Annotated in this window: 12 protein-coding genes; 6 read left to right on the top strand and 6 right to left on the bottom strand. The window is 74.6% G+C overall.

Features of this window, described 5'->3' with window-relative positions:
• Window positions 1-49: 49 nt before the first annotated feature.
• Both C4U44_RS34235 and C4U44_RS34230 read left to right on the top strand, forming a co-directional pair.
• Window positions 50-1,177, top strand: a complete 1,128-nt coding sequence (locus C4U44_RS34235) for a mandelate racemase/muconate lactonizing enzyme family protein (RefSeq protein WP_103889996.1) — start codon at window positions 50-52, stop codon at window positions 1,175-1,177.
• Window positions 1,174-1,563 carry a RidA family protein gene (locus C4U44_RS34230; protein ID WP_103889995.1) on the top strand — a complete coding sequence of 130 codons (390 nt, stop codon included), beginning with the start codon at window positions 1,174-1,176 and terminating at the stop codon, window positions 1,561-1,563. Before C4U44_RS34235 ends, C4U44_RS34230 begins: the two co-directional genes overlap by 4 nt.
• A gap of 93 nt (window positions 1,564-1,656) precedes the next feature.
• Here C4U44_RS34230 and C4U44_RS34225 read toward each other — a convergent pair whose 3' ends face one another.
• From C4U44_RS34225 to C4U44_RS34200, 6 genes are all read right to left on the bottom strand, one after another.
• Window positions 1,657-2,805, bottom strand: coding sequence for a hypothetical protein (locus C4U44_RS34225; RefSeq protein WP_103889994.1), 1,149 nt, complete (start codon window positions 2,803-2,805; stop codon window positions 1,657-1,659).
• Window positions 2,806-2,873: 68 nt separating this feature from the next.
• Window positions 2,874-5,342 (bottom strand): polysaccharide lyase 8 family protein, encoded by a 2,469-nt coding sequence (locus tag C4U44_RS34220; RefSeq protein WP_235032570.1) that lies wholly within the window; start codon window positions 5,340-5,342, stop codon window positions 2,874-2,876.
• A gap of 255 nt (window positions 5,343-5,597) precedes the next feature.
• Window positions 5,598-6,686: a LacI family DNA-binding transcriptional regulator gene (locus C4U44_RS34215; RefSeq protein WP_103889993.1), complete on the bottom strand. Its 1,089-nt coding sequence runs from the start codon at window positions 6,684-6,686 to the stop codon at window positions 5,598-5,600.
• 123 nt (window positions 6,687-6,809) lie between these two features.
• On the bottom strand, window positions 6,810-8,258 hold the full coding sequence (locus C4U44_RS34210) for a UbiD family decarboxylase (RefSeq protein ID WP_200823505.1): 1,449 nt from the start codon (window positions 8,256-8,258) through the stop codon (window positions 6,810-6,812).
• 110 nt (window positions 8,259-8,368) lie between these two features.
• Window positions 8,369-9,400: a Gfo/Idh/MocA family protein gene (locus tag C4U44_RS34205; protein WP_103889991.1), complete on the bottom strand. Its 1,032-nt coding sequence runs from the start codon at window positions 9,398-9,400 to the stop codon at window positions 8,369-8,371.
• Window positions 9,397-10,977: an NDP-hexose 2,3-dehydratase family protein gene (locus C4U44_RS34200; protein WP_103889990.1), complete on the bottom strand. Its 1,581-nt coding sequence runs from the start codon at window positions 10,975-10,977 to the stop codon at window positions 9,397-9,399. The genes C4U44_RS34205 and C4U44_RS34200 overlap by 4 nt, the downstream gene beginning before the upstream one ends.
• 466 nt (window positions 10,978-11,443) lie before the next feature.
• Here C4U44_RS34200 and C4U44_RS34195 point away from each other — a divergent pair, with 466 nt between their 5' ends.
• From C4U44_RS34195 to C4U44_RS34180, 4 genes are all read left to right on the top strand, one after another.
• Window positions 11,444-14,377 (top strand): helix-turn-helix transcriptional regulator, encoded by a 2,934-nt coding sequence (locus C4U44_RS34195; RefSeq protein ID WP_103889989.1) that lies wholly within the window; start codon window positions 11,444-11,446, stop codon window positions 14,375-14,377.
• 101 nt (window positions 14,378-14,478) lie between these two features.
• Window positions 14,479-14,778: a hypothetical protein gene (locus tag C4U44_RS34190; RefSeq protein ID WP_103889988.1), complete on the top strand. Its 300-nt coding sequence runs from the start codon at window positions 14,479-14,481 to the stop codon at window positions 14,776-14,778.
• A 51-nt stretch (window positions 14,779-14,829) separates the two neighbouring features.
• Window positions 14,830-18,789 carry a kelch repeat-containing protein gene (locus tag C4U44_RS43345; protein WP_146088411.1) on the top strand — a complete coding sequence of 1,320 codons (3,960 nt, stop codon included), beginning with the start codon at window positions 14,830-14,832 and terminating at the stop codon, window positions 18,787-18,789.
• Window positions 18,790-19,098: 309 nt separating this feature from the next.
• The gene (locus C4U44_RS34180) at window positions 19,099-23,385 is read left to right on the top strand and encodes a glycoside hydrolase family 3 C-terminal domain-containing protein (RefSeq protein ID WP_103889986.1); all 4,287 of its coding nucleotides are present in this window, start codon (window positions 19,099-19,101) and stop codon (window positions 23,383-23,385) included.
• The last annotated feature ends 105 nt before the right edge of the window (window positions 23,386-23,490 follow it).

Here is a 23,490-nt window from a genome sequence, read left to right as displayed (position 1 = left end):
GCAGCCGCCGGCGCCGGGCCCGTCACCACCGAGTTGGAGAGAAGAAAGCATGAAGATCGTCGATGTCGACGTGTGGGTGGTCAACCTCCCGCTGGTCAACCCGTTCACCAGCTCCTTCGAGACGAAGACGGGAGAGACCCGCACGGTGGTGCGCATCCGCACCGACAGCGGCGTCGAGGGCTGGGGCGAGACGATGTGGGGCCGGCCGGTCGCCGCGATCGTCAGGTCACTGGCGAAGGACCTGATCGGCACCAGCCCGTTCGCGCTGGAGAGCTTCCACCGCAGGCACCACATGGTGCCCTTCTTCCACGGCTACCTCGGGTACGCGGCTCTCGCCGCCCTCGACGTGGCGTGCTGGGACACGATGGGCAAGGCGACCGGGCAGCCGGTGACCGAGCTGCTGGGCGGCCGGGTGCGCGACGAGGTCCCGATCACCGCGCTCATCACCCGCGCCGACGCCCCCGGGGCGCGGGGCCCGGCCCTCGCCAGGGCGCTCGCCGAGCACACCGTGCGGGTGGTCGAGGAGGGCGGCTTCGAGGCCGTCAAGCTCAAGGGCACCACGGACGTGCAAGGCGACGTGGCGATCCTGCGGGCGCTGCGCGAGGCGCTTCCCGAGGTGAACCTGCGAGTGGACCCCAACGCGGCCTGGTCGGTGCCCGACTCGGTGCGGGCCGGCATCGCGCTGGAGGAGCTGGACCTGGAGTACCTGGAGGACCCCTGCTCCGGCATCGAGGGCATGAGCCAGGTCAAGGCGAAGGTCCGGATACCGCTGTGCACCAACATGTGCGTCGTGCGGTTCGAGGAGTTCGCGCCCGCGATGCGGCTGAACGCCGTCGACGTCATCCACGGTGACGTCTACAAGTGGGGCGGCATCGCGGCGACCAAGGCGCTCGCCGCGCACTGCGAGACCTTCGGGCTCGGCATGAACCTGCACAGCGGCGGCGAGCTGGGCATCGCGACCGCCGCGCACCTCGCGGTCGTCGCCAGCACCCCGGTGCTCTCCCGCGCCATCGACAGCATGTACTACCTGCACGCCGACGACATCATCGAGCCGCTGCACCTGGAGCGCGGCCGGCTGCGGGTGCCGGCCGGTCCCGGTCTCGGCGTCAGCGTGGACGAGGACAAGCTGCGGCACTTCGCCGCGGCCAACGAGCGCGAAGGGGACCTGACGGGATGAGCGGGCACGGCAAGCAGGAGGTACGCACCGACGACGCGCCGCGGCCGGCCGGCGCGTACAGCCAGGGCGTGGCGGCCGCGGGGCTGCTCTTCACGGCCGGGTTCGGCCCGCAGGACCCGGCGACCGGGGCGGTGCCCGGCACCGTGGAGGAGCAGACGGCGCAGGTGCTGCGCAACGTGCGGGCGGTCCTCGCGGCGCGCGGGCTCGGCATGGACGACGTGGTCAAGGTGACGGTCCATCTCCAGCACCTGCGGCGCGACTTCGCGGCGTACGACGCGGTCTACCGGGAGTTCTTCACCGCGCCGTACCCGGTGCGCACCACGGTCGGGTCGGATCTGATGGGGATCCTCGTGGAGATCGACGTGGTGGCCGCCTTCCCGCGCTGACCGCGCCGGCGCCCCCGCAGGCGCCCCGCGGGAAGCGCCGTCCGGCCCGTCGTCACCTCTCGACGGGCCGGACGGCGGAACGCGATCCCGGGATCAGGGCACGATCAGGGTGAGCCGGCCGAACCCCCCGTCGTAGGCGATCCGGACCAGCGCGGTCTGGTCGGTCTCCCCCGACGGCACCGCCAGGGACATGGTCGTCGACCAGGAGGCGCCCGGGGCCAGGGCGGGCACGGCCGTGGCGCCGAAGGTCCCGGTGATGCCCTGCGGTCCCGACGCGGACCGCAGCGTGGTCGCCGCCGTGGCGGCGGTGCCCTTGTCGGTGAGGGTGACCGTGACCGCGGTGCTCGAACCCCGCACCGCCTCACAGGTGTTGGGCACCTGGGTGGTGACCGTGAGCGGGCCGGAGCTCTGGGTGCCGGTGAGCAGGCTCATCTCGCGGGCGAGGTCGCCGAGCCAGCCGCAGGAGCCGGAGCCCAGGGTGGTCGCCGCGTCGGCCCACACGATGGCGCCCTGCGTCCGGGCCTGCACCCGGGCGAACTCGGTGTCCCAGTCCGGCCCGCTCAGCTGGCCGCTGGTTCCGTTGTCCCACTGCGGCCACAGGTACGGGTAGATCGGCAGCGCGGAGTCCATGGCGTGGTCGTTCGCGACCGCGGCGTCCAGCTCGCTCTCCCAGTCGGCCACCGTGGCCCAGCGGTTGTACAGCGACGGCGCGAAGAACTGCAGGTACCCGCCGGTGTAGAGCTGCTTGGTGGAGGAGCTGTTGGCGGTGCTGTAGTCGTAGGAGTAGATGCCGAGCGGTGCGGAGGGCTCGGCGTCGTGGGCCCAGGTGGCCAGCTTCTCGTAGAGGGCCAGGTCCTGCTGGGCCTGCGCGGCCGACGTGGCGCTGACCGGCAGGATGTTCTCCAGGTCCAGGACGAGGGGGGCGGAGGCCGCGGCCGTGAACGTGCCGACGGCGGCCTGGACGGCCGCTTCGAAGGTGGCCTGCGAGGGAACGTTGCTGCACCCGGTGGTGGAGCAGCTCAGGCCCCAGCGGTCGTAGACGGCGGCGTTGTCGACCAGGCCCAGCTGTTCGAGGTCCCAGTGGTGCCAGTCGCCCTGGGTCTGGTCGTACACGGTGAACGTCGCCGCGTGGGCGCTCTGCGCGGCCGGCCCCACGGTACCGAGGCAGGTGGTGGCCAGCGCGAGGAGCGCGGCGGCGGCGAGCACCCCGCGGGCGCGTCGGACGGTGGCTCGTACGGTCATGGCGTCTCCGGTGGTGGGGGGAGGGGGGACGGGCGGTGATGGGGGGGTTCGTCCTGCCGTGGCGGTCGTCACCAGCAGCCGCGCAGGCCCGCCGCGCGCGTGTCGAACGTGACGACGCGGCTCGCGCCCCGGGCCCCGGCGATGTCGGCCCGCACGACGACGGGGTGGCGACCGGTGATGCTGATCGCCGGGTCGGTGGTGCGGGTCCGCAGCGCGGCGGCGTCGAGGGTGACGGTGATCGCGGCGGCGCTCTGGCCGGGGTCGCTGACCGCGAGCGTCAGGGTGTCGCGGGAGGCGCGCACCAGCAGCGAGCAGGGGGTGTCGACGCTGACCGGGCCGATGCTGCCCGCGGTGAAGAAGTTGGCGGCCAGGACCCGCAGCGAGGGGTCCACGACGGCCTGCACCTGCGCGGTGTTGGCCAGGATGCGCGGGACGCGGTGGCGGGCGGCGGCCCGCTGGTCGGCGCCCGGCAGCAGCACGTAGGCGTAGCCGGCGTCGGCCGGGTCGGTGCCGTGGTCGCACCACAGGGTGAGGTAGGTGCGGGTGAGCGGGGTGGTGCTGCTGCCGGTGTTGATGTCGTGCCAGCTTCCGGTACGGGCCTCCCGCAGCACGTTCGGGGCGGCTCCCTCCGGGAAGAGGTAGGCGCCGGCGCCGCCGAGGACGACCGACCGCACGCCGGCCAGGCGCCGCTGCTCGCCGGCGGCCAGCGTCAGTTGCCGGCCGTCGACCAGGAGGGAAGGGGCGCCGCCGGCGCCCAGGTTGCGGTTGTCGACGACGGTCTCGATCGGCACGCCGTCGGTGGCACTGATCCCGGCGCCCAGGCAGACGACCGAGTCCTCCAGGCAGAACCACGACTTCCTGCCCCGCAGGGTGCTGGACAGCCCGCGCACGTCCTGCCCCAGCGCCGCGTAGGTGCCGTCCGTGGCGCCCCCGGCCCAGGTGGCGTCCGGGCGGGGAGCGCCCCAGGCACCGCCCTCCGCGTCGGCCAGCCGCTTGGTGGAGACCGTGGTGCCGGGCAGCCGGTAGGGGTCGACGGTGGGCCAGAAGGCGTCGGAGTACTGGTCGTTGCCGTGGTCGGCGCCCCACCAGTAGGTCATGCCGTTGCTGGAGTGCCAGCCGCGCAGGTTCTCGCCGTTGCCGTTCTCGTAGTACGTGGTGCGCGCCGAGCACATGCTGACGGCGGCCGCCCAGCCGGGCCGCCGGTGCACCGCCCGGTCCATGGCGAAGACGCGGTGGCCGGGCGGCTCGGGCGCGGCGGTGACGGAGGTGTCGGCCAGGAGCGCCTGGGCGCGGGCGAGTTCGGGGACGGCCACGCCCGGGTCGGACAGGTAGGGCAGCCAGGTGTCCCGCTCGATCCAGCCCTTGGCCATGGCCTTCCAGGTGGCGGACTGCTCCGCGCTGCCCATCCCGGAGTCGGCGAGCCGGAGGATGTCGGAGACCAGCGTGTGGCCGCGGGTGTGGTCGCTCTGCGGCACGGCGCTCGTGCTCTGCAGGCCGCGGCTGATGCCGCGCCCCGAAACGCCGTCCATCACCAGGCCGTTGAAGACGAAGGGGGCGAAGGCCCGGGTGACCGAGTCCAGCACGTTGCTCTGCTGCGGGTCGGTGACCGACCAGGGGGAGTCGGCGAGCAGGGCGAACAGCCAGCTCAGGTCGCCGAGCATGACCTCCCCGTAGGTGCCCGTGTAGGGGATGTCGGTGTGCTGGACGAACGACCCGTCGGCGTACAGGCCGTCGCCGGTGGTGACGTACGGGAAGACCGGCGACAGCGCGCCGGAGGCGGTGGCGAGCTTCGGCGCGGACTTACCGACCACCCCGCGCAGCGCGATCACCTTGCACAGGTCGGCCCGGTTGGCCCCGGTGCTGGTGCCGGTGTAGGACCCGACGGCCGAGTCGGGGACGTAGTGGTCGATCGCGGCGCAGTAGGCCGCGACCTGCGCGGAGGACAGCTGCGGGTAGATGAGGACGGCGGTGTCGAGCAGCGACTTGGGGGCGCCGATCTGCCAGTCCCACCAGTTGTCGTAGGTGGCGGCGGTCGCCGTGTAGGCGCCGGCGCACAGCCGGTCCAGTCCCGCGGCGATCTGCGCGGCGAGCGTGGCGTCGGCGGTGAGCCCGGTGCCGGGCTGGGCGTACGCCAGCGCCATCGTCCGCAACCGCACACAGCTCTGGGTGACGTTGTTGGAGACCGATCCGAGCGGGAGGTCCGGCCACAGCGACGTGCCGTCGGCGGTCAGGGCGGCCCGGAACTGCCCGGCCTGCGTGCCGAGTGCGGCCAGCGCGGCGGCGTAGGGCGCCGCGGTCGCGTCGAAGCCCACGCCGGTGAGCAGCAGTTGCCAGCGGCCGCGCAGGGTGTCGAAGTCGTCGCCCGCCGCGGCTCCGGCTGCCGGGGGCAGCGCCCAGGTCCCGGCCGTCGCCGCGAGGGTCGCCGCGGTCGCGAGCTGCAGCAGCCCGCGACGGGACAGGCCCGTACCCGGCCGGGGCGCCGCGCCGTGCTCGCGCCCGCCGTCGTCGCGCCTGTCGTCGTGCCTGTCCATGCTCATGGAACGTCTCCTTGCCCACTGGCCGACGGCAGGAAGTCGGGCGGCCGTCGGGACGGCACCGGACCGGGGTGGAGCGGGTCCGCGGCACAGAAGGTAAGCGGTTTCCTCACGGGGTGTCAATGGTCGTTGCCCGGGCCATCAACGCCCGCACGAGGTGTGGCCGTTGAGCGGGCGCGGCCAGCGCGGGGCACTGCAGGGCGCAGGGGTTCCGGCGTGGGCGGTACGTGGAAGGCGCGAGGAAATCGATTTCACGCGTCAGGAGAACGCGGGCCGCCTGCGCGGGGCGACCGACTGCCGTACGACCACGTGGGTGCCGAGCACGACGTGCTGGTCGCCGCAGTCCGGGTCGTCGCGGTGCAGGGCCAACCGCACGGCGGTGCGGCCGAGTTCGGTGAGCGGGATGTGCACGGTGGTCAGCGCGGGATGGACGTCCTGAGCGGGACTCAGGTCGTCGTAGCCGATGACGGACACGTCGCCGGGGACGTCGCGACCGGCCTCCCGCAGCGCCGCCACCACGCCCGCGGCCACCGGGTCGTCGCAGGCGAGGACCGCGGTGAACTCCGGCCCCTCGGCGAGCAGTCGCCGGGTGGTGCGGTACCCGAAGGCGCGGTCCATCCGGCCCGGCACGACCGCCGCCGGGTCGAGGTCGAGCCCGTAGGAGGCCATCGCGCGGCGCAGGCCGGTGATACGGGCCTCGGTGGCGGTGTTGCCCTCCCACCCCCCGACGAAGACGATCCGCTCGTGCCCGGCGGACAGCAGGTGGCTGGCGGCGGAGAAGGCACCGCCCTCGTTGTCGTACTCGACCACGGTGACCGGCAGGTCGTCCCCGGGCGACGGGCGCCCGCACAGCACCAGGCGCGAACCCGCGTCGTTGAGCGCGTGGGCGAGACGCGCCATCCGCCGCCGGTACTCCGGGGTGTCGGTGACCCCGCCCACCAGGAAGACCGCGTCGGTGCTCTGCTCGCGCAGCATCGAGACGATGGCGATCTCGCGCTCCGGGTCGCCGTCGCTGGCGCAGATCAGGCAGAGCCGTCCTTCGAGGGTCGCCTGGCGCTGGATGCCGCCCGCGATGGTGTTGAAGAACGGCGCGGTGACGTCGCTGAGGATGATCGCGACGGTCTTGGTGTGGCTGCCGGCCAGGGCGCGGGCGTGCGCGTTGACGACGTAGTCGAGATCGCGGATCGCCCGCATCACCTTGGTGCGGGTGGCGGGGGCGACCGGGTGGTTGCCGCTGAGGACGCGGGAGACGGTGGCGGCCGAGACCCCGGCCCGCCGGGCCACGTCGCTGACGGTGGCCTTCTGGACGCCGCCGGCGCCGCCGCGCGTCACGCCACTGCGGGCCATGTGCCGCCCCCACGTCCCTCGGATGGTGTCGAACCTGCGGCTGCCGACGTTAGCCGATGGGTGCCGCCGCCACCCCGGCACCTGCCGCTTCCCGCCCGCCCCCTGATGCGGCGGACCGCGACGTCAGCGCGTGCCGCCGAGTGCGTCCGGCCAGCGCCGGATCACATGATCGGTCAACTCACGACTCGCCTCGGCCACCTTCGGGAAATCCGCCAACCGCGACCACGGACGACACGCATCGATCACCGCACGCGTGTTGAACGGCGGCAACCCCGCCGCCCGCAACGGATCCACCCGACTCCCCCACGTCTGCCGCATCGTCTCGATGTCCTCCGCCGGATCCGTCCGCGTACACACCGCCCACATCACATCATTCAAACTCCGCGGATCCACATCCGCATCCACCACGATCACGAACTTGTTCATATACGCCGCCGACGGCAACTGCGACGCCAAATACCCCGCCTGCCGCGCATGCCCCGCATACCCCTGCCGAATCGACACCGCCAACAACTGCCGCCCACCCCCCACCTCATGAGCCCACACACCCTCCACACCCCGCAACCCACACCCCACCAACGCATCCTGGATCATCGCCGACTTCATCACACTCCGCATATACGAATAATCATGCGGCGGCTTCCCAGGAGGCGCCCCCAACAACACCGGATCCGACCGGTGATAAACCCGCTCCACCTCCATCGTCAACACCGGCTCACTCCCCCCACTGTAATACCCCGTCCACTCCCCGAACGGCCCCTCCAACTCCCGCCGATCCGGATACAACCACCCCTCCACCGCAATCTCCCCGAACGCCGGAACCGGCAACCCCGTCACCTCACCGAGCAGCACATCCACCGGCCGCCCCAACACCGCCCCCGCATACTCCAACTCCGACACCCCCGCCGGCACCTCCGTACCCGCCACCACCAGCAACAACGGATCATGCCCCAACGACGCCGTCACCGGCGCCCGACCCTCCCGCGCAAACCACTCCCGCACATGCCCCGCACCATGCTTCCCCGCCTCCATGTTCACACTCACCGCCCGCCCACCGTTCTGCACCTGCATCCGATACGCCCCCGCATTCACCACCCCCGACACCGGATCCGTCGTGAACACCGCACACCCCGTCCCCACATACCGCCCCCCATCCCCCTCATGCCACTTCGGCACCGGAAACGCCAGCAGATCCACCTCCCCACCCGCCACCACATGCTCAACCACCGGACCCGAATCCACCACATTCATCGGAAACTTCCCCGCAGCCTCCACCCACTCCCCCGGACGCGTCCGCAACGCCTCCACCAGACCCCGATCATCCAGATCCGTCCCCAACCGCAACGTCATCCCCAACCGGCGCGCATTCGCCATACTCGCCGTCAACACCCGCAACCCCGACCGATACCCCACAATGTCATCGAACAACAACGCCGGCGGCGACGCCCGCTTGTAATTCACCTCCGACGCCGCACCGATCTCCCGATCCCAATGCGCACCGGTGATCGTCGTCACCTCACCCATCTCACCCGCCAACTCCAGCCACCCACGCAGATCGTTGACGTCCTCCAAGGAACCCACGCCACATTCCTCCGGTCCTGTTGTGTCGTGCCAGGTTGTCGAGCGAGTCGAATCTACTCGCCCGGACGGGCGTGCGAGGGGTGATCACGCGTGCGGGTCGATCATGGGGCCCCCTGGTCGTCGGCCGGCTCAACTCCCCTCGCACAGAGGCGAATCCGGTCCAGCAGGAGTGCCTGCCGAAGGGTGGCCGTCGCATCGGCGTCCTCCGTGCCCGCCGTGTCCGCCGCGGCGGCCGCCGGGACCCCGGAGCGTACGGCCGCGGCGAACCAGGCCACGGTGTTCCGCACCTGGTCCTCGGCGGGCAGCGGCAGTTCCCGCACGCCTCCCGCCGACTGTTCGAGCCGGATCACCGGGGCCTGCCCGGCCGGCGGGGTGAAGGCCCGGTCGAGGGTGATCCGGCCGGTGCTGCCGCGCAGTTCGTAGCGCGACCTGTAGGCGTTCTCCAGGCCGAAGGTCAGGTGGGCGCTGACGCCGCCGGCGCCCCGCAGCAGGGCCCCGCCGAAGGTGTCGACCTCCCGTCCGGGACCGGCGCCGAGCACCGCGCCGACCACCTCGGGCAGGCCGCCGAGCAGGTGCAGCGCGGCCCGCACCGGATAGACACCGGTGTCGAAGAGCGCCCCGCCGCCCAGGTCGGCGCGGTGGCGGATGTCGCCGTCGGGCCGCTCGGGCACGGTGAAGTCGGCGTGGAAGGAGCGCAGCCGGCCGATCGCCCCGCCGGCCACCAGGTCGCGGACCGCGGCATGCTGGCCGTGGTGCACGAACATCACGTTCTCCCGCAGCACCAGCCCCCGCTCCCGAGCGAGCGAGAGCAGCGCGCGGGTGCGGTCGGGGTCGGTGGTCAGCGGCTTCTCGCCGAGCACGTGCTTCCCCGCGCGCAGCGCCGCCTCGATCCATTCGGCGTGCAGCGCGGCGGGCAGCGGCACGTAGACCGCCTCCACCTCGTCGAGGGCGAGGAGGGCGTCGTACCCGTGCACGGGCCGGCAACCGAAGGTCCGCGCCGTCGCGGCGGCCCGGTCGCGGTCGCGGGAGGCCACCGCATACACCTCGGTCGCGGGACAGGCCGTCATGGCGGGCAGCATCCGCCGGCGGGCGATCTCCGCGCAGCCGAGGACGCCGATGCGTACCGGGGTCACTGCCCGCCCACCAGGGCGTTGAGGCACGCGAGCAGGGTGCGGGCCTGCACGTTGAGGTAGTGGCCGTGCCGGACCAGCCAGGACAGCTGGCCCGGCGTCACCCAGCGGTAGCCGGGCGGTTCCTGGACCGGGGCGTCGTGCTCGTCGGCCTCGACGAGCAGGTAGCGGCTCTGCGCGGCCAGGAAGCGCCCGCCCTCCTCGGAGTGGACCGCCTCGTAGCGGACCCGGTCCGGCGGTGCGGCCAGCACCAGGTCGAGGAACGGGGGCCGCCCGCCGGGGTCCTCGGTGGCCACGAACTCTCCGGGCACGTGCTGCACGGTCGGCGCGAGCTCGACGGTGTCGAGGAAGCCGCCCTCCACCCGCGCGTGCACCAGGACGTGCGCCACGCCGCCGATCTGCCGGGTGACGAAGGCCATCACGCCCGTGCCGTTCGGCTCGATCAGCGGCTGCGTCCAGCGGGCCACCTCGCGGCTCGCGGCGGCCACCGCCACCGCGACCACCCGGAAGCCGAGGCCGTCCGCGTGCTCGACCACGTCCTCACGCCGGTGCCAGCCCGGCAGTTCGCGCAGCGGCATGCGGCGCACGACCAGGTCGTGCCGGGAGCGTTCGGAGGCGAACCACGACAGCAGCTCGGCGTCGCTGTGCAGCGCGCCCGCGGCGGGCTCCGCCGAGCGTCGCAGCGCCTGGGTGTAGCGGGTGGTGCGGGTCGAGCGGCCGTCGGCGGGCGGGACGGGTGCCGTGGACGGGGCGGTGACGGCCGGGCCGGGGGCCGGGCGGGCGGCCGGGGTGGCGGCCGGGCCGTCGACCAGGGCGGCGGCCACCGGTGCGCAGGCGAGGACGGTGCGCGCGTCCATGTTCACCACGTTGTCCAGATGCAGCAGCCGGCCTATCTGGCCGAGCGTCAGCCAGCAGAAGTCCTCCGCCACGGCCACCTCGCCGGACGCCTCGACGATCATGTTGCGGTTGCTCTTGTGCAGGAACCAGGCACCGTGCTCGGACTGCAGCACGTCGACGAGGACGCGGCCGCGGCCCGGCCGGGTGAAGTGGTCGAGGTACTTCACGTCCACGCCGCGGTGCACCTTCGTGTAGTTGCTGCGGGTGGCCTGCACCGTGGGCGACAGCTGGAGCAGGTTGACGTTCCCCGGTTCCATCTTGGCCTGCATCAGCAGGTGCAGGACCCCGTCGAACTCCTTGACGAGGATGCCCAGGATGCCCACCTCGGGCTGCTTGATGATCGGCTGGTGCCACGCGCCGCGCCGTCCCTCGTCGACGCTGACGTGCAGGCCCTCGACGGTGAAGAAGCGGCCGCTGCGGTGCACCAGGTCCCCGGTGCGGCCGTCGAACGACCAGCCCTCCAGCCGGTCGAACGGGATGCGTTCGACCCGGAAGGGGTGCGCCTCGCGGCGCCGGGCGAACCACGCGGCGAAGGCGTCGGTGCGCATGACGCCCCCGTCGGTCGCCGCGGCCGAGCGCGCGAGGCGTTCCGGGACGCCGGCGTCGACGCGGGGCTGCAGCAGCGCGGCGGCCGGGTCGAGAGTGGTGGCGGAGCCGAGGGTGATGGCGGACTGCGACGGCATGTCTCTGCTTCCCCGTTTCCCCGGACGCGTCCGGTGGTCGGTGCAAGTCGGTGGGACGGCCGTTCGCCGGCGGCGGCCCCGCCCGGCTCCGCCCGCTCGAGCCGTACGCCGCCACCCGCCGAACCGCCCTGAGCGAGTACCGCTGGTCATGATCCAACGCGTGCGCCACCCGCGCACCATGGAGGGAGGAACTCCGGAAAACAGCGGGCGGCCTCCACCGGCCGCGCGTCCCCCGGCAGGCGCCGTCCCGGCCCGGTCGCCCGCGAGTCGACGTACGCGCCATGTTCGCCTCCGCGGACGCCGATCCGGCCTGCCCGCAGACGAGTTGGGCCGCCGGGGACCCTGCGCGCCGCCGCGACCGCGGGCCCACCTCCCCTTCCTCGTCCTCCTCGTCCTCGCCGCACCGCGGGAGCGACCGGCAGAATGTTGCCCCGGGAGCCGGACCGGGGGCTGATCGGAGGCGGAGATGAGCGCAGGGGCGGGCGGGGAGACGCCGACACGCCGGCCCGGCCTCGGCGTTCCCCGCCTGGTCGGCCGGGACGGCGACCTCTCGCTGCTCGACCACGGGCTGGACGAGCGCCCGGGACTCGTCGTGGTCGCGGGCGAGGCGGGCATCGGGAAGACCCGGCTGCTGGACGAACTCCTGCGGCGGCGCCCGGAGACGGCGCTGGTCGCGCAGTGCCCGCCGTTCCGGGAGCCGTACACGCTCGGCCCGGTCGTCGACGGCGTGCGCCGGCTGGCCGAGAACGTGGCGGGGCTGCCCCTCACCGGGCTGGCGGGGGCGCTGCGCCCGCTCTTCCCGGAGTGGGCCGGGCAGTTGCCGCCCGCGCCGGAACCGCTGCCGGACGCCGGGGCGGCCCGGCACCGGCTGCTGCGCGCGCTCGTCGAGCTCGTCGACGCCCTCGGGGTCCGGCTGTTCGTGGTGGAGGACGCCCACTGGGCGGACGAGACCACGCTCGAACTCCTGCTGTTCCTGCGGTCCCGGCGGGACCGGGGCCCGCGCCTGCTCCTCACCTACCGGCCCGAGGACGTCCCCCCGCGCTCCCTGCTGCGCCGGATGGTCGCGCAGGCCGACGTCACCCGCCTCGAACCCGCCCCGCTGGACACCGCGGGGACGGCGGACCTGGTCTCCTCGATGCTCGGCGGCGAGCCGGTCTCCGTGGAGTTCGCGGCGTTCCTGCGCCGCCACACCGACGGGCTGCCCCTGGCGATCGAGGAGTCCGTCCGCCTGCTGCACGCCCGCGCGGACCTGGTCTGCGAGGACGGCTCCTGGCTGCGGCGCGACGTCGCGGAGCTGGAGGTGCCGCCCAGCATCCGCGACGCCGTGCTCGAACGGACCTCGCGCCTCGGACCGGCCGCCGGCGCGGTGCTGTCGGCGCTCGCGGTGCTGGAGGGGGAACGTCCGCCGGCGCTGGTCGCCGAGGTCGCCGGCCTGCCGACGGACGCGGCGGAGGCAGGTCTGGTCGAGGCCGTCGCCGCCGGGCTGCTGCACGAACACGGCGACGCCCGGGTGGGGTTCCGCCACGTCCTGGCCGCGCGCAGCGTGTACCACGCCCTCGGCGCGCTGGAGCGCGGCCGCCTCCACCGCCGGGCCGGGGAGGCGCTGGAGCGGGAGCCGGTGCGCCGCGTCGCTGATCTGGCCCGGCACTTCCGGGAGGCGCGCGACCCGGAGCGGTGGGCGGTGTACGCCGAGCAGGCGGCCGACCACGCGAGCGCGTCCGGGGACCCGCGCACCGCGTTCGGGCTGCTGCTCGACCTCCTGGTCGGCGGCGCCGTCCGCGGCGCGGCGGTCTCCCGCCTGGTCCTGCGGATGCCGCTGTACGCCGCCCCCGGGGACGGGGAGCTGCGCCGGATCGTCGGGGCCCTGCGCGAGAGCGCCGCCGGAGGGCTCACCCGGGAGGAACGGGCCGAGGCCACCTGGCAGTTGGCCCGGCTGATGTTCCACGTCGGTGACGTCGAGGAGGCCTCGGTCGAGATGGAGCGGGCGCTGCCCGGACTCGTCGAGGACCGGCCGGCCGCCGCGGTCCACGCGATGTTGATGCTGGCCCGCCCGCTCGGGACCGCCCACCCGGCGGCGCACCACCGCGCCTGGCTGGAGCGCGCCGGGCGACTCGTGGAGGCCCCGCCCGGGCCGTCGCCGGAGGAGTGGCTGGCCTTTCTCGTCGACCGCGCCTCGACGCTGCTGGTGCTCGGCGACCCCGCCGGGTGGGCGGCCGCGCGTGAGCTGCCCGTCGGCGGGCGGACCCCCGGGGAGGTGCTGCAGCGCGCCCGGGGGCTCGCCAACCTCGGTGAGGCGGCGATGCTGTGGGGCCGCTACGACGAGGCCAGGAGACAACTCGACGCGGCCGCCGCGCTCGCGCAGGAGCACCAGCACCTGCGCCTGCGCGACCTCGTGGGCGCGACCCTCGCCCACCTCGACTGGCTCACCGGCCACTGGAGCCGTACCCGGGCCTGGCACGCGCCCGCCCTCGACGCCTCCGAACCCGTGCTGCGCGCCGACGCGTCGCTGCTGGCCGGCCTGCTCGACGCCGCCCGCGGCGACCACCGCGGCGCGCGGGAGCGGATCGGGTCCGCCGGCGCGGCCGGCCGCCTGCGCGGCCCCGCCGACGGAACGCGCGACCCGGCCGCGGTCCGCGCGCGGCTGGCGCAGGCCGCCGGGGACCCCGCGGAGACGCTGGCCGCCACCGACGCCGCCTGGCAGCTCGTCGAGGCCAAGGGGCTGTGGCTGTGGGCCGCGGAGATCGCCCCGCTGCGGGTGCGCGCGCTGCTGGAGGAGGGGCGCGCCCGGGAGGCCGCCGCCGCGGCGGCGGCGTTCGCGGAGGGGACGCGGGCCCTGGACGCACCCGCGGCGACGGTGGCCCACCGGCTCACCGCGGCGCTGCTCGCCCGCGCGGACGGTGATCTCCTGGGCGCCGCGGGGCTGTTCGCGCAGGCGGGAGCCGCCTGGACCGCGCTGCCGCGACCGTACGACGCCCTCCTGGCCCGCGAGGCGGCGGCCGGCTGCCGCCTCGCCGCCGGGGAACGGGACCGGGCCGCCGGTGAGCTCCGCGAGGTCTTCGCGGAGCTCACCGCCCTCGGCGCGGACGGGGACGCGGACCGGGTACGGCGCACCCTGGCCGGCGCGGGGGTGCGGGTCGGGGGGCGGGCCGGCCGGCCCGGCTACGGCGACCGGCTCTCGCCGCGCGAACTCGACGTGGTGCGCCTGCTCGTGGAGGGGCGGACCAGCGCGCAGATCGCCCGCGTCCTCGGCCTGTCGCCCCGCACCGTCGAGAAGCACGTCCACTCCGCGATGCGCAAGCGGGAGGCGCCCTCGCGCACCGCGCTGGCCGTGGCCGCGGTGGAGTCGGGCGACGTCCCGCCGCCGCGGAGCGGTCCGGGAATCGCGCCGCGGGCGGGGTGAGCCGGGGGCGGCCACGGGATTTCCCGGGTAGTTCTGCGCATTGCCGGTCTCCCGACGTGCGGCGTTCACTGCTTGCTCTGGAACAGAACGGAGCAGCGGCGATGACTTCCGGCAACGGCGACGGCGGTGAACGGCCGGGCGAGCGGCCCGTGTCCGATCCCGTCGACGCCTCCCTCGTGGGCTCCCCGGACGGGTCCGACGGGCCTGATGCGCCCGACGGGTGTGCCGGGTCCGCCGAGGGCGGCGGGACCACCCCCGACCCGGCGCCCGATCCCGCCCCCCGGTCGGGGACGGAGACCGGGACGGAGTCCGGGCCGGAGACCGGGCCGGCCCGGGCACCGGGCGCGGACCGGTCGGACGCGCCGCAACGCAAGCCGGGTGTGCAGTACCGGCCCGTCTGACCAGGACCCCGCCTCAGTCGGCCCGGCCGACGCACCTCCCCGAGGAGAACGATGCACAGACGCATACGCATGTGGGCGGCCGGAGTCGCCGTCGCCTGCACCGGGGCGTTCGGCCTGGTGGCCGCCGCCCCGGCGCAGGCGGCGTCCTCCGCGAGCGGCGGCGGCACGGTGAGCACCGCGCCGAGCAGCGCGGGGTACCGGCCCGCCGGTTGCGCCGTGCCCCTTCCCGCCTCCCGGCAGACCGGTGGCGCCCCCTACGCCACCTGCGACCTGATGGGCACGACCAACAGCCACGGCACCCTGGCCGCGGGCTCGGTCGCCCCGCCCGCCACCGCCCTCACCCCGAAGGACATCCAGGCGGCGTACGCGCTGCCCGCGGGCGGCGCGGACAGGACGGTCGCCATCGTCGACGCCGGCGGCTACGCGGCCGCCGAATCCGACCTGGCCGTCTTCCGCGGCACCTACGGCCTGCCCGCGTGCACGACGGCGAACGGCTGCTTCACCAAGCTCGACCAGGACGGCGGCCACAACTACCCGGCGGAGGACGCCGGCTGGTCGACGGAGACCGCGCTCGACCTCGACGCGGTCTCGTCGGCGTGCCCGGCCTGCCACATCCTGCTGGTCGAGGGCGACTCCGCCGACCTCGACGACCTCGGCCACGCCGTCGACACCGCGGCGGCCCACCACCCCGTCGCCATCTCCAACTCCTACGGCGTCCCCGGCGAGGTGCCCGACGCGGCCGCCTACGACGGGTACTACGACCACCCGGGCATCGCCGTCACCGCGTCCACCGGGGACTACGGCAACATCGTGGAGTGGCCCTCGTCGAGCGGGAACGTCGTCGCCGTCGGCGGCACCGCGCTGACCCCCGACGCCGGCACCGCCCGCGGCTGGACCGAGGCGGCCTGGAACTCGGGCGGCTCGGGCTGTTCGAGCGTCGAGTCGAAGCCGGCCTACCAGCAGGGCGTCGACACCGGCTGCGACCGGCGCGCGACCGCCGATGTCTCCGCCGTCGCCGACCCCGACACCGGCCTCGGGGTCTACAACTCGACCGCGGTCGGCGGCTGGGCGCAGTACGGAGGCACCTCGCTCAGCTCGCCGCTGGTCGCCGCGATGTACGCGCTGGCGGGCACCCCGACCCCCGGCACCTACCCGGTGACCTACCCGTACGACGACACGGACGCCGCCGACCTCAACGACGTCACCACCGGCTCCGACGGCCAGTGCGGCAACCAGCTCTGCCAGGCCCGCGCCGGCTGGGACGGGCCGACCGGGCTCGGCACCCCGGCCGGCGTCGGCGCGCTGCGCCAGGGCCCGCACGGCGTGATCGAGGGCACCGTGCGCGGCACCGGAGCGGGCGCGACCGGGAGCGTCGCCGGCGCGTCCGTCACCGCCACCGCCAAGGGCTCCGGCGGCAGCGGCCGCAGCTACAGCGCCACCACCGACGCCTCGGGCGGCTTCACCCTCGCCCCGCCGCCGGGCACCTGGACCCTGACGGTCGGTCAGTTCGGCTACGCCGAGGCCACCGCCACCGTGAAGGTCACCGAGGGGCGGACGGCGAAGGAGGCCCTCACGCTGCGCGCCCTGCCCGCCCACGTCGTCTCCGGCACCGTCACCGACGCGTCCGGCCACGGCTGGCCGCTCGCCGCGACGGTCACCGTCGGCGGCTACCCCGGCGGCGCGATCAGCACCGACCCGGCCACGGGCCGGTACAGCGTCCGGCTGCCGGACGACGGGACGTACACGCTGCACGTCTCGACGACCTCGCCCGGCTACACCGCGGCGGACAGCACCGTCGCCGTCGGCACCCGCGACGTGCGCCACGACCTGTCGCTGTCCAGCGACGCGACGCTCTGCACCGCGCCCGGCTACCGCTTCGGCTACCAGGGCACCACGACCGGCTTCGACGGCTGGTCCGGGGCCACGCCGCAGGACGGCTGGACCGTCAGCGACGACAGCGGCTCCGGCGTCACCTGGCGCTTCGACGACCCGGGCGGCTTCGGCAACGACACCGGCGGCTCGGGCGTGTTCGCCGAGGTCGACTCGCACGACGGCGGCGCCGACACCCACGAGACGACCAGCCTCGTCTCTCCGCCGCTCGACCTGAGCGGCGACGCCACGCCGATCGTCTCGTTCGACAACTCCTTCATGGCCACCCGGTACAACTCCAACGCCTACGTGGACGTCAGCGTCGACGGCGGGCAGACCTGGACCTCGGTCTGGCGGATGTACAGCATCATCTCCTCGGGCCCGCAGGCGGTTTCCGTCCCGCAGGCCGCCGGCCGGAAGGACGTGCGGATCCGGTTCCGGTACGACGCGGTCAACTCGTGGTTCTGGAGTGTCGACGACGTCTTCATCGGTAACCGCTCCTGCGACAGCGTCCCCGGCGGGCTCGTGACCGGGGACGTCCAGGACGCCAACACCGGCGCGGCGCTGTCCGGCGCGACCGTCGGCGTCGCCGGCACCGCGACGACCGCCACGACCGCCGGGGGCGGTTACGAGCTGTTCGCGCCGGCCTCGGCCGCCGACTCCTCCGGGCGGACCGCGCTGGGCGTCGTCGACGGCGCGTACATCGGCACGACCGCGAAGGTCTCCGTCGCACCCGACCGGGTCACCCGCAAGGACTTCCGGCTGGGCGCCGGACGGATCAGCGTGTCCGGCGACGCGCTCAGGGCCACCGAGCGCCTGGGCAGGTCCACCACCGAGACGGTGACGCTGCACAACTCGGGCACCGCGACCGCGCACGTCCTCCTCGCCCCGCAGGGCGGGTCGTACACCCCGCAGTCGCGGCCGGGCGGTTCGGGCGTGTCCGGCGCCGGCGCGCCGGTCCGGCACGTGACCGGCGACCTCACCACCGGGCCGCTGCTCGCCGGCACGCAACGCGCGGCCACCGCGCCGACCGCGTCCGCCGGCGCGGCCACCACGGCGGGCACCACCGCAGGCAGCACCGCCTGGACCCCCGCCGACGCGCTGCCGTCGGCGGCGACGGACAGCGGCGCGGTGACGCTGGACGGGAAGGTCTACGCGTTCGGCGGCACCGACGGGTCGTCCCCGCTGTCCAAGGCGTCCCTCCTCGACCCGGCCACCGGCGGCTGGCAGCGGCTGGCGAACATGCCGGAGCGGCTGGACAAGCCCGGCGTCGAGGCGGTCGGCGGCGCCATCTACGTGTTCGGCGGCTGGGACGGCACCGGCGCCGCCTCGTCCGCGGCGTACCGCTACGACCCGGGGACCGACACGTGGTCCTCGGTGGCGTCCCTCCCCACCGGCCTGGCCGGCGAGGGTACGGCGAGCCTCGGCGGCCGGATCTACGCCGTCGCGGGCTGCACCGGCAACTGCGAGCCCGCCTCGCAGACGACGTACGTCTACGACCCGCAGGCCGACGCCTGGAGCCAGGCGGCCGGCTATCCGGCGACCGACGCGTGGCTGTCCTGCGGCGGCGTCGCGGGCCAGGTCGTCTGCGCCGGGGGGACCGACCCGGCCACCGGCGACGAGTCGTCGGCGGTCTACGCGTTCGACCCGGTCACCGGCGGGTGGAGCGCGCGTGCCGCGCTGCCGTACCCGAACTGGGGGATGGCCGCCGCGTCCTCCGGCGGGCGGCTGCAGGTGGCCGGCGGGGTCACCGGCGGGAAGCTGACCAACCAGGCCGAGGAGTACGACCCCGCCACCGACTCCTGGTCGGCGCTTCCGGCCACCAACGCGCTGGTCTACCGCGCGGGCGGCGCCTGCGGCCTGTACGTGGTCGGCGGCTCGGACGCGGACAGCGAACCGGTCACCGGGGTCGAGCAGTTGCCCGGTTACGCCGACTGCGGCAGCTCGGGCGCGGCCGGCTGGCTCGCGGCCCCGCGCACCGTCACCGTCGCACCGGGCAGCAGCGTGAAGGTCCGGATCACCCTGGACGCGGGCAAGGTCACCGGGGCCGGCACCTACACCAGCGGGCTGACCGTCACCACGGACACGCCCTACGCCCTGCCGGCGCTGGCCGCCACGATGAAGGTCACCGGCGGGCACTGACGGCGGGACGGCCGACCGGCCCGCGATCCCCTCGCGGGCAGCACCGGCGGGGCTCCCGGGCACCTGGACACAGGTGCCCGGGAGCCCCGTCCGTCCGGCAACGGGCCCACCCGGGCACGCAGTCGGCCCCGGCGGCCCGGCCGGCGGAGCTTGTGCGTTCTCTGTACGCCGCGACGGGCCTGATGTAACGTCACCGACGCACCAGGGCATTGAATCGATTCAAACGCCATCGGTTCCGCATCGGCGCCCCGTGGGGCCCGTATGCCCCGCGCCATCCCCGTGCGACGGACAGCAGAGAGGACCTGCTCCATGCCCCTTCCCGCCGAAGTGCGCCGGCCCGCCCGGCGATGGTCGCGGAGCCGGCTGGCCACCGGCCTCGCCGGGTCGGCCGCCGCACTCGTCCTCACCGTCGCCGCCGGGCAGGCCCCCGCCGCGGCCGGCCCGGCCCTCTCGGGCGCCTCGGACTCCTGCCCCTGGCTGGGGTCGAGCGCCTCGCCCGCGCAGCGCGCCGCCGAGGTGCTCGCGCGGATGACCACCGACGAGAAGCTGTCGATGACCCACGGCGCGCAACTGCCCGGCTACGCCGGCGTCGTGGCCCCCATCCCGCGGCTGTGCGTCCCCGCCCTGAACCTCAACGACGGAGGCGCGGGCGTGGTGATGGGCGGCACGACCGCGATGCCGGCGCCGGTGGCCGCCGCGGCGAGCTGGGACCCCGCGGCGGAACTGTCCTACGGGCAGGTGGTCGGCGCCGAGGCCCGGACGAAGGGCGTGAGCGTCGACCTGGGCCCGGACACCAACCTGGAGCGCGATCCGCGCGGCGGGCGCGTCTTCGAGATGGCGGGCGAGGACCCCTACCTGTCCGGCGCGATGACCACGCAGTACGTCAAGGGGGTGCAGTCCCAGGGCGTGATGGCCGACATCAAGCACCTCGCGGCCAACGACACGGAGCAGAACCGCAACAACGGCAACGCGATCGTCGACGAGCGCACGCTCAACGAGATCTACTACCCGGCCTTCGAGCAGGCCGTCCAGCAGGGCGGCGCGGCCTCCATCATGGCCGCGACCAGCCTGGTCAACGGCGTGCACGCCAACGAGAACGCGTACCTCCTCCAGCAGACCGCCAAGCAGGACTGGGGCTTCGACGGCTTCGTCGTCACCGACTGGGACGGGGCGCGCAGCACGGTGCAGGCCGCCAACGCCGGGCTGGACCTCAACATGCCGGCCCCCGGCAACTTCGGTCAGCCGCTGGCGGACGCGGTGCGCTCCGGGCAGGTGAGCATGGCGGTGCTCGACGACAAGGTGGCCCGGCTGCTCACCGAGGAGTTCGCCTACGGCCTGTTCGACACCACCGCGGGCTCGCCCTCCGCCACCGCCACCACCCCCGCACACGTCGCCACCGCCCGGGACATCGCGGCGGAGGGCACCGTTCTGATGAGGAACGAGGGCGGCATCCTCCCGCTGGACGCCTCCGCCACCCCGTCGATCGCCGTGATCGGAGCAGCGGCGAAGGACGCCCCGATCACCGGCGGCGGCGGGAGTTCGCACGTGCCGGCCGACCCGGCGGCGGTGGTCACCGACGCCGACGGCATCGCCAAGCGGCTGGGCAGCGCCGGCCGTGTCGACTACATCGGCTCCTGGGCGGCGAACGCGTCGTCCTCCGCGAGCAGTTCGGACCAGCCGCGCAACATGGTCGACGGCGACCCGGGCACCCGCTGGTCCACCGGCACCCCGATGGCCGACGGCCAGTGGATCACCGTGGACATGGGTGGCTCGCACCCGATCGACCGGATCACCCTCGACGCGGGCAACGGCACCGACTACGCCCGCGGTTACCAGATCCTGCTGTCCGCCGACGGCTCGCACTGGGGTGACCCGGTCGCCACCGGCACCGGGACCGGACAGGTGATCACCGCGACCTTCCCCGCCCAGCAGGCGCGGTACGTCAAGGTGGTGCAGACCGGGAGCGCCGCCAGCTGGTGGTCGATCGCCGAGCTGAACGCGTACACCGCCGACAGCACGGGTGCCCAGGTCGCCGTCGGCCGCACCGGGGTGAGCGTGCCCGGGGTGACCGACAAGCTGCCGACCGTGCCCTCGGCCCGGTTCAGCACCGCTGACGGTCAACAGGGCCTCACCGCCGAGTACTTCAACAACCTCGACCTGTCCGGCACACCCGCTCTGACACGGGTCGAGCCGAACGTCGACGACCACTACACCGCCGCTCCCGGGCCGGGCGTCAACCCGTCCGGGTTCTCGGTGCGGTGGAAGGGGTACCTGACGGCGCCGGTCACCGGCACCTACACGTTCTCGATGGCGAACACCGGCGGCATCCGCATGACCGTCGGCGGGCAGCCGGTCTTCCAGGACTGGGCCCAGTACGGTCCCGGGGTCTCCGCGATCCACCTGACGGGCGGGGTGCGCACCCCGATCACCGTGGAGAACTACCAGCCGGTCAACGGCCCGAGCGGCCCGGTCGCCGGCACCCCGACCAGCCCGCCCTCCAACGGCTCGGTCACGCTCGGCTGGCAGGTGCCCGACACCGCCGCGATCGCCGCCGCGGCCGCCGCGGCCAAGCAGGACAGTGTCGCGGTGGTCGTGGTCAACGACGACGAGAGCGAGGACGGCGACCGGCAGAACCTCACCCTGCCCGGCGCGCAGGACGACCTGGTCGCCGCGGTGGCCGCCGCCAACCCGCACACCGTCGTCGTCCTGAACACCGGTGCGCCCGTGCTCATGCCGTGGCTCGGCTCGGTCAGCGGCGTGCTGGAGTCCTGGTACGGGGGGCAGCAGAACGGCGCGGCCCTGGCCTCCGTGCTGTTCGGCGACGTCGACCCGTCCGGCAAGCTGCCGCAGACCTGGCCGGCGAGCATGGCGCAGCTGCCGACCGCCGACCCCTCCCGCTACCCCGGCACCGTCGACGTCTCGACGAACACCACCGACTACCACTACAGCGAGGGCCTGGACGTCGGCTACCGCTGGTACGACGACCACCACCTGACGCCGCTGTTCCCGTTCGGCTACGGCCTGACGTACTCCACCTTCTCCTTCAGCGGCCTGTCCGTCTCGCCGGGCGCGGCGGCCGCGGCCGGGCCGGTGAAGGTCTCGGCGACGGTGCGCAACACCGGCCGCCGCACCGCCTCGGAAGTGGCCCAGCTCTACGTCGGCGACCCGGCCGGTGCGGGCGAACCGCCCAAGCAGCTCAAGGGATTCCAGCGGGTCACGCTCGGACCCGGCCAGGCGCGGCGCGTCACGTTCACCGTCGACGCCTCCGACCTGCGCACCTGGGACGACGCCACACACGCCTGGCGGACGAACGACGGCACGTACCGGGTGTACGTGGGCGACTCCTCGCGCGACCTGCCGCTGTCCGGCGCCTACACGCTGCACGCGTCCACCGGCGCGCGCACCGTCACCGCGCAGGCCCCCGCCACGCTCGACCCGGCGCACGGCGGCGTGGTGACCACGACCCTCACGGCGGGCGGCACCCAGACCCTCCACCACGTCACGCTCGGGCTCGACCTGCCGGCGGGCTGGACGGCTCGGGCGCGCACCCCTGCGGAGTTCGGCAGCGTGCCGCCCGGTACCCGGCTGAGCACGTCGTGGCTGGTCACGCCGCCGGCGAGCGCGCAGGACCGGCTGTGGCGGCTGGTCGCGTCGGCGAGCGCGGACGGCGGGTACCGGACGCGGAGCGGACTGGGCGTCACCGTGGGCCCGCTGGTGTCGGCGACGCTCTCCTCGACCGCGAAGCTGGCCCGGACCGGGGCGAGTTACCCGGCCACGCTGACGCTGCGCAACACCACCGACGAGCGGGTGACGGTGAACGCCGCGACGGACCCGCCCGCCGGGGTGACCGTCTCGCCGGCGCGGACCTCGGTGGTGCTCGCGCCCCGGGCGTCGGTGGCCGAGCACCTCACCGTCGCCGTCGGGGACGACGCGCGGTCGTCCGCCGTCGACCTCACCGGCACCGTCACGGCCGGCGGGCAGGACCTCCCACTCCAGGGCGGCTCCCTCGACCTGCCGCTGCTGTTCGGCTCGGTCGCCGCCGCCTACGACAACACCGGTGTCAGCGACGACGCGGCGCCGCAGAGCGGTGACTTCGACGGCTCGGGCTACAGCTACTCCGCGCAGTCGCTGGCCGGCGTCGGCCTGGTGCCCGGGCAGCCCGTCCCGCACGGCCAGGCGGACCTCACCTGGCCGGCCGCGGCGGCGGGCAGCCCGGACGACGTGGTCGCCGCCGGGCAGAACATCGCGGTGCGCGGCAGCGGCGGGCACCTGTGGTTCCTCGGCGCGGCCAGCAACGGCAGCGGCTCGGGCACCGGCACGCTCACCTACACCGACGGCAGCACCGCGCCGTTCACCCTCGGCCTGACCAACTGGACGCCGAGCACCCCGCTGCCGGGCAACGACCCGGTCGCCACCGCACCGACCTGGAACCGCCCGGCGAACAGCGGCTACCCGGCCACCACGGCGGTCAGCGTCTACGCCACGAGCGTCCCGCTGGCCGCGGGCAGGACGCTCGCCTACGTCACCTTGCCCACCACCGTCACCGGCGACCAGGCCGGCACCCGGCTGCACGTCTTCGACATGGCCGTCGGGTAGCACGCCCGGACCGGCCGCCCGCCCGCGAGTCCACCCGCGGGCGGGCGGCCCCGGTGGGCGCCGATCATCCGCCAGCAGGGAAAGGCAGCATCGATGAGACCCCGC

Source organism: Actinacidiphila yanglinensis, from assembly GCF_900107965.1.
GTDB lineage: Bacteria > Actinomycetota > Actinomycetes > Streptomycetales > Streptomycetaceae > Actinacidiphila > Actinacidiphila yanglinensis.
The sequence above is the reverse complement of the archived record's forward strand: the minus strand, read 5'-3'. Positions and strand labels throughout refer to the sequence as shown.

Bases quoted from the DNA above. Each gene is read 5' to 3' on its own strand.
- C4U44_RS34200 (WP_103889990.1), bottom strand. From the start codon at position 10,977: ATGCCGTCGCAGTCCGCCATCACCCTCGGCTCCGCCACCACTCTCGAC.
- C4U44_RS34220 (WP_235032570.1), bottom strand. From the start codon at position 5,342: ATGAGCATGGACAGGCACGACGACAGGCGCGACGACGGCGGGCGCGAG.
- C4U44_RS34225 (WP_103889994.1), bottom strand. From the start codon at position 2,805: ATGACCGTACGAGCCACCGTCCGACGCGCCCGCGGGGTGCTCGCCGCC.
- C4U44_RS34215 (WP_103889993.1), bottom strand. From the start codon at position 6,686: ATGGCCCGCAGTGGCGTGACGCGCGGCGGCGCCGGCGGCGTCCAGAAG.
- C4U44_RS34195 (WP_103889989.1), top strand. From the start codon at position 11,444: ATGAGCGCAGGGGCGGGCGGGGAGACGCCGACACGCCGGCCCGGCCTC.
- C4U44_RS34235 (WP_103889996.1), top strand. From the start codon at position 50: ATGAAGATCGTCGATGTCGACGTGTGGGTGGTCAACCTCCCGCTGGTC.
- C4U44_RS34180 (WP_103889986.1), top strand. From the start codon at position 19,099: ATGCCCCTTCCCGCCGAAGTGCGCCGGCCCGCCCGGCGATGGTCGCGG.
- C4U44_RS34190 (WP_103889988.1), top strand. From the start codon at position 14,479: ATGACTTCCGGCAACGGCGACGGCGGTGAACGGCCGGGCGAGCGGCCC.
- C4U44_RS43345 (WP_146088411.1), top strand. From the start codon at position 14,830: ATGCACAGACGCATACGCATGTGGGCGGCCGGAGTCGCCGTCGCCTGC.
- C4U44_RS34230 (WP_103889995.1), top strand. From the start codon at position 1,174: ATGAGCGGGCACGGCAAGCAGGAGGTACGCACCGACGACGCGCCGCGG.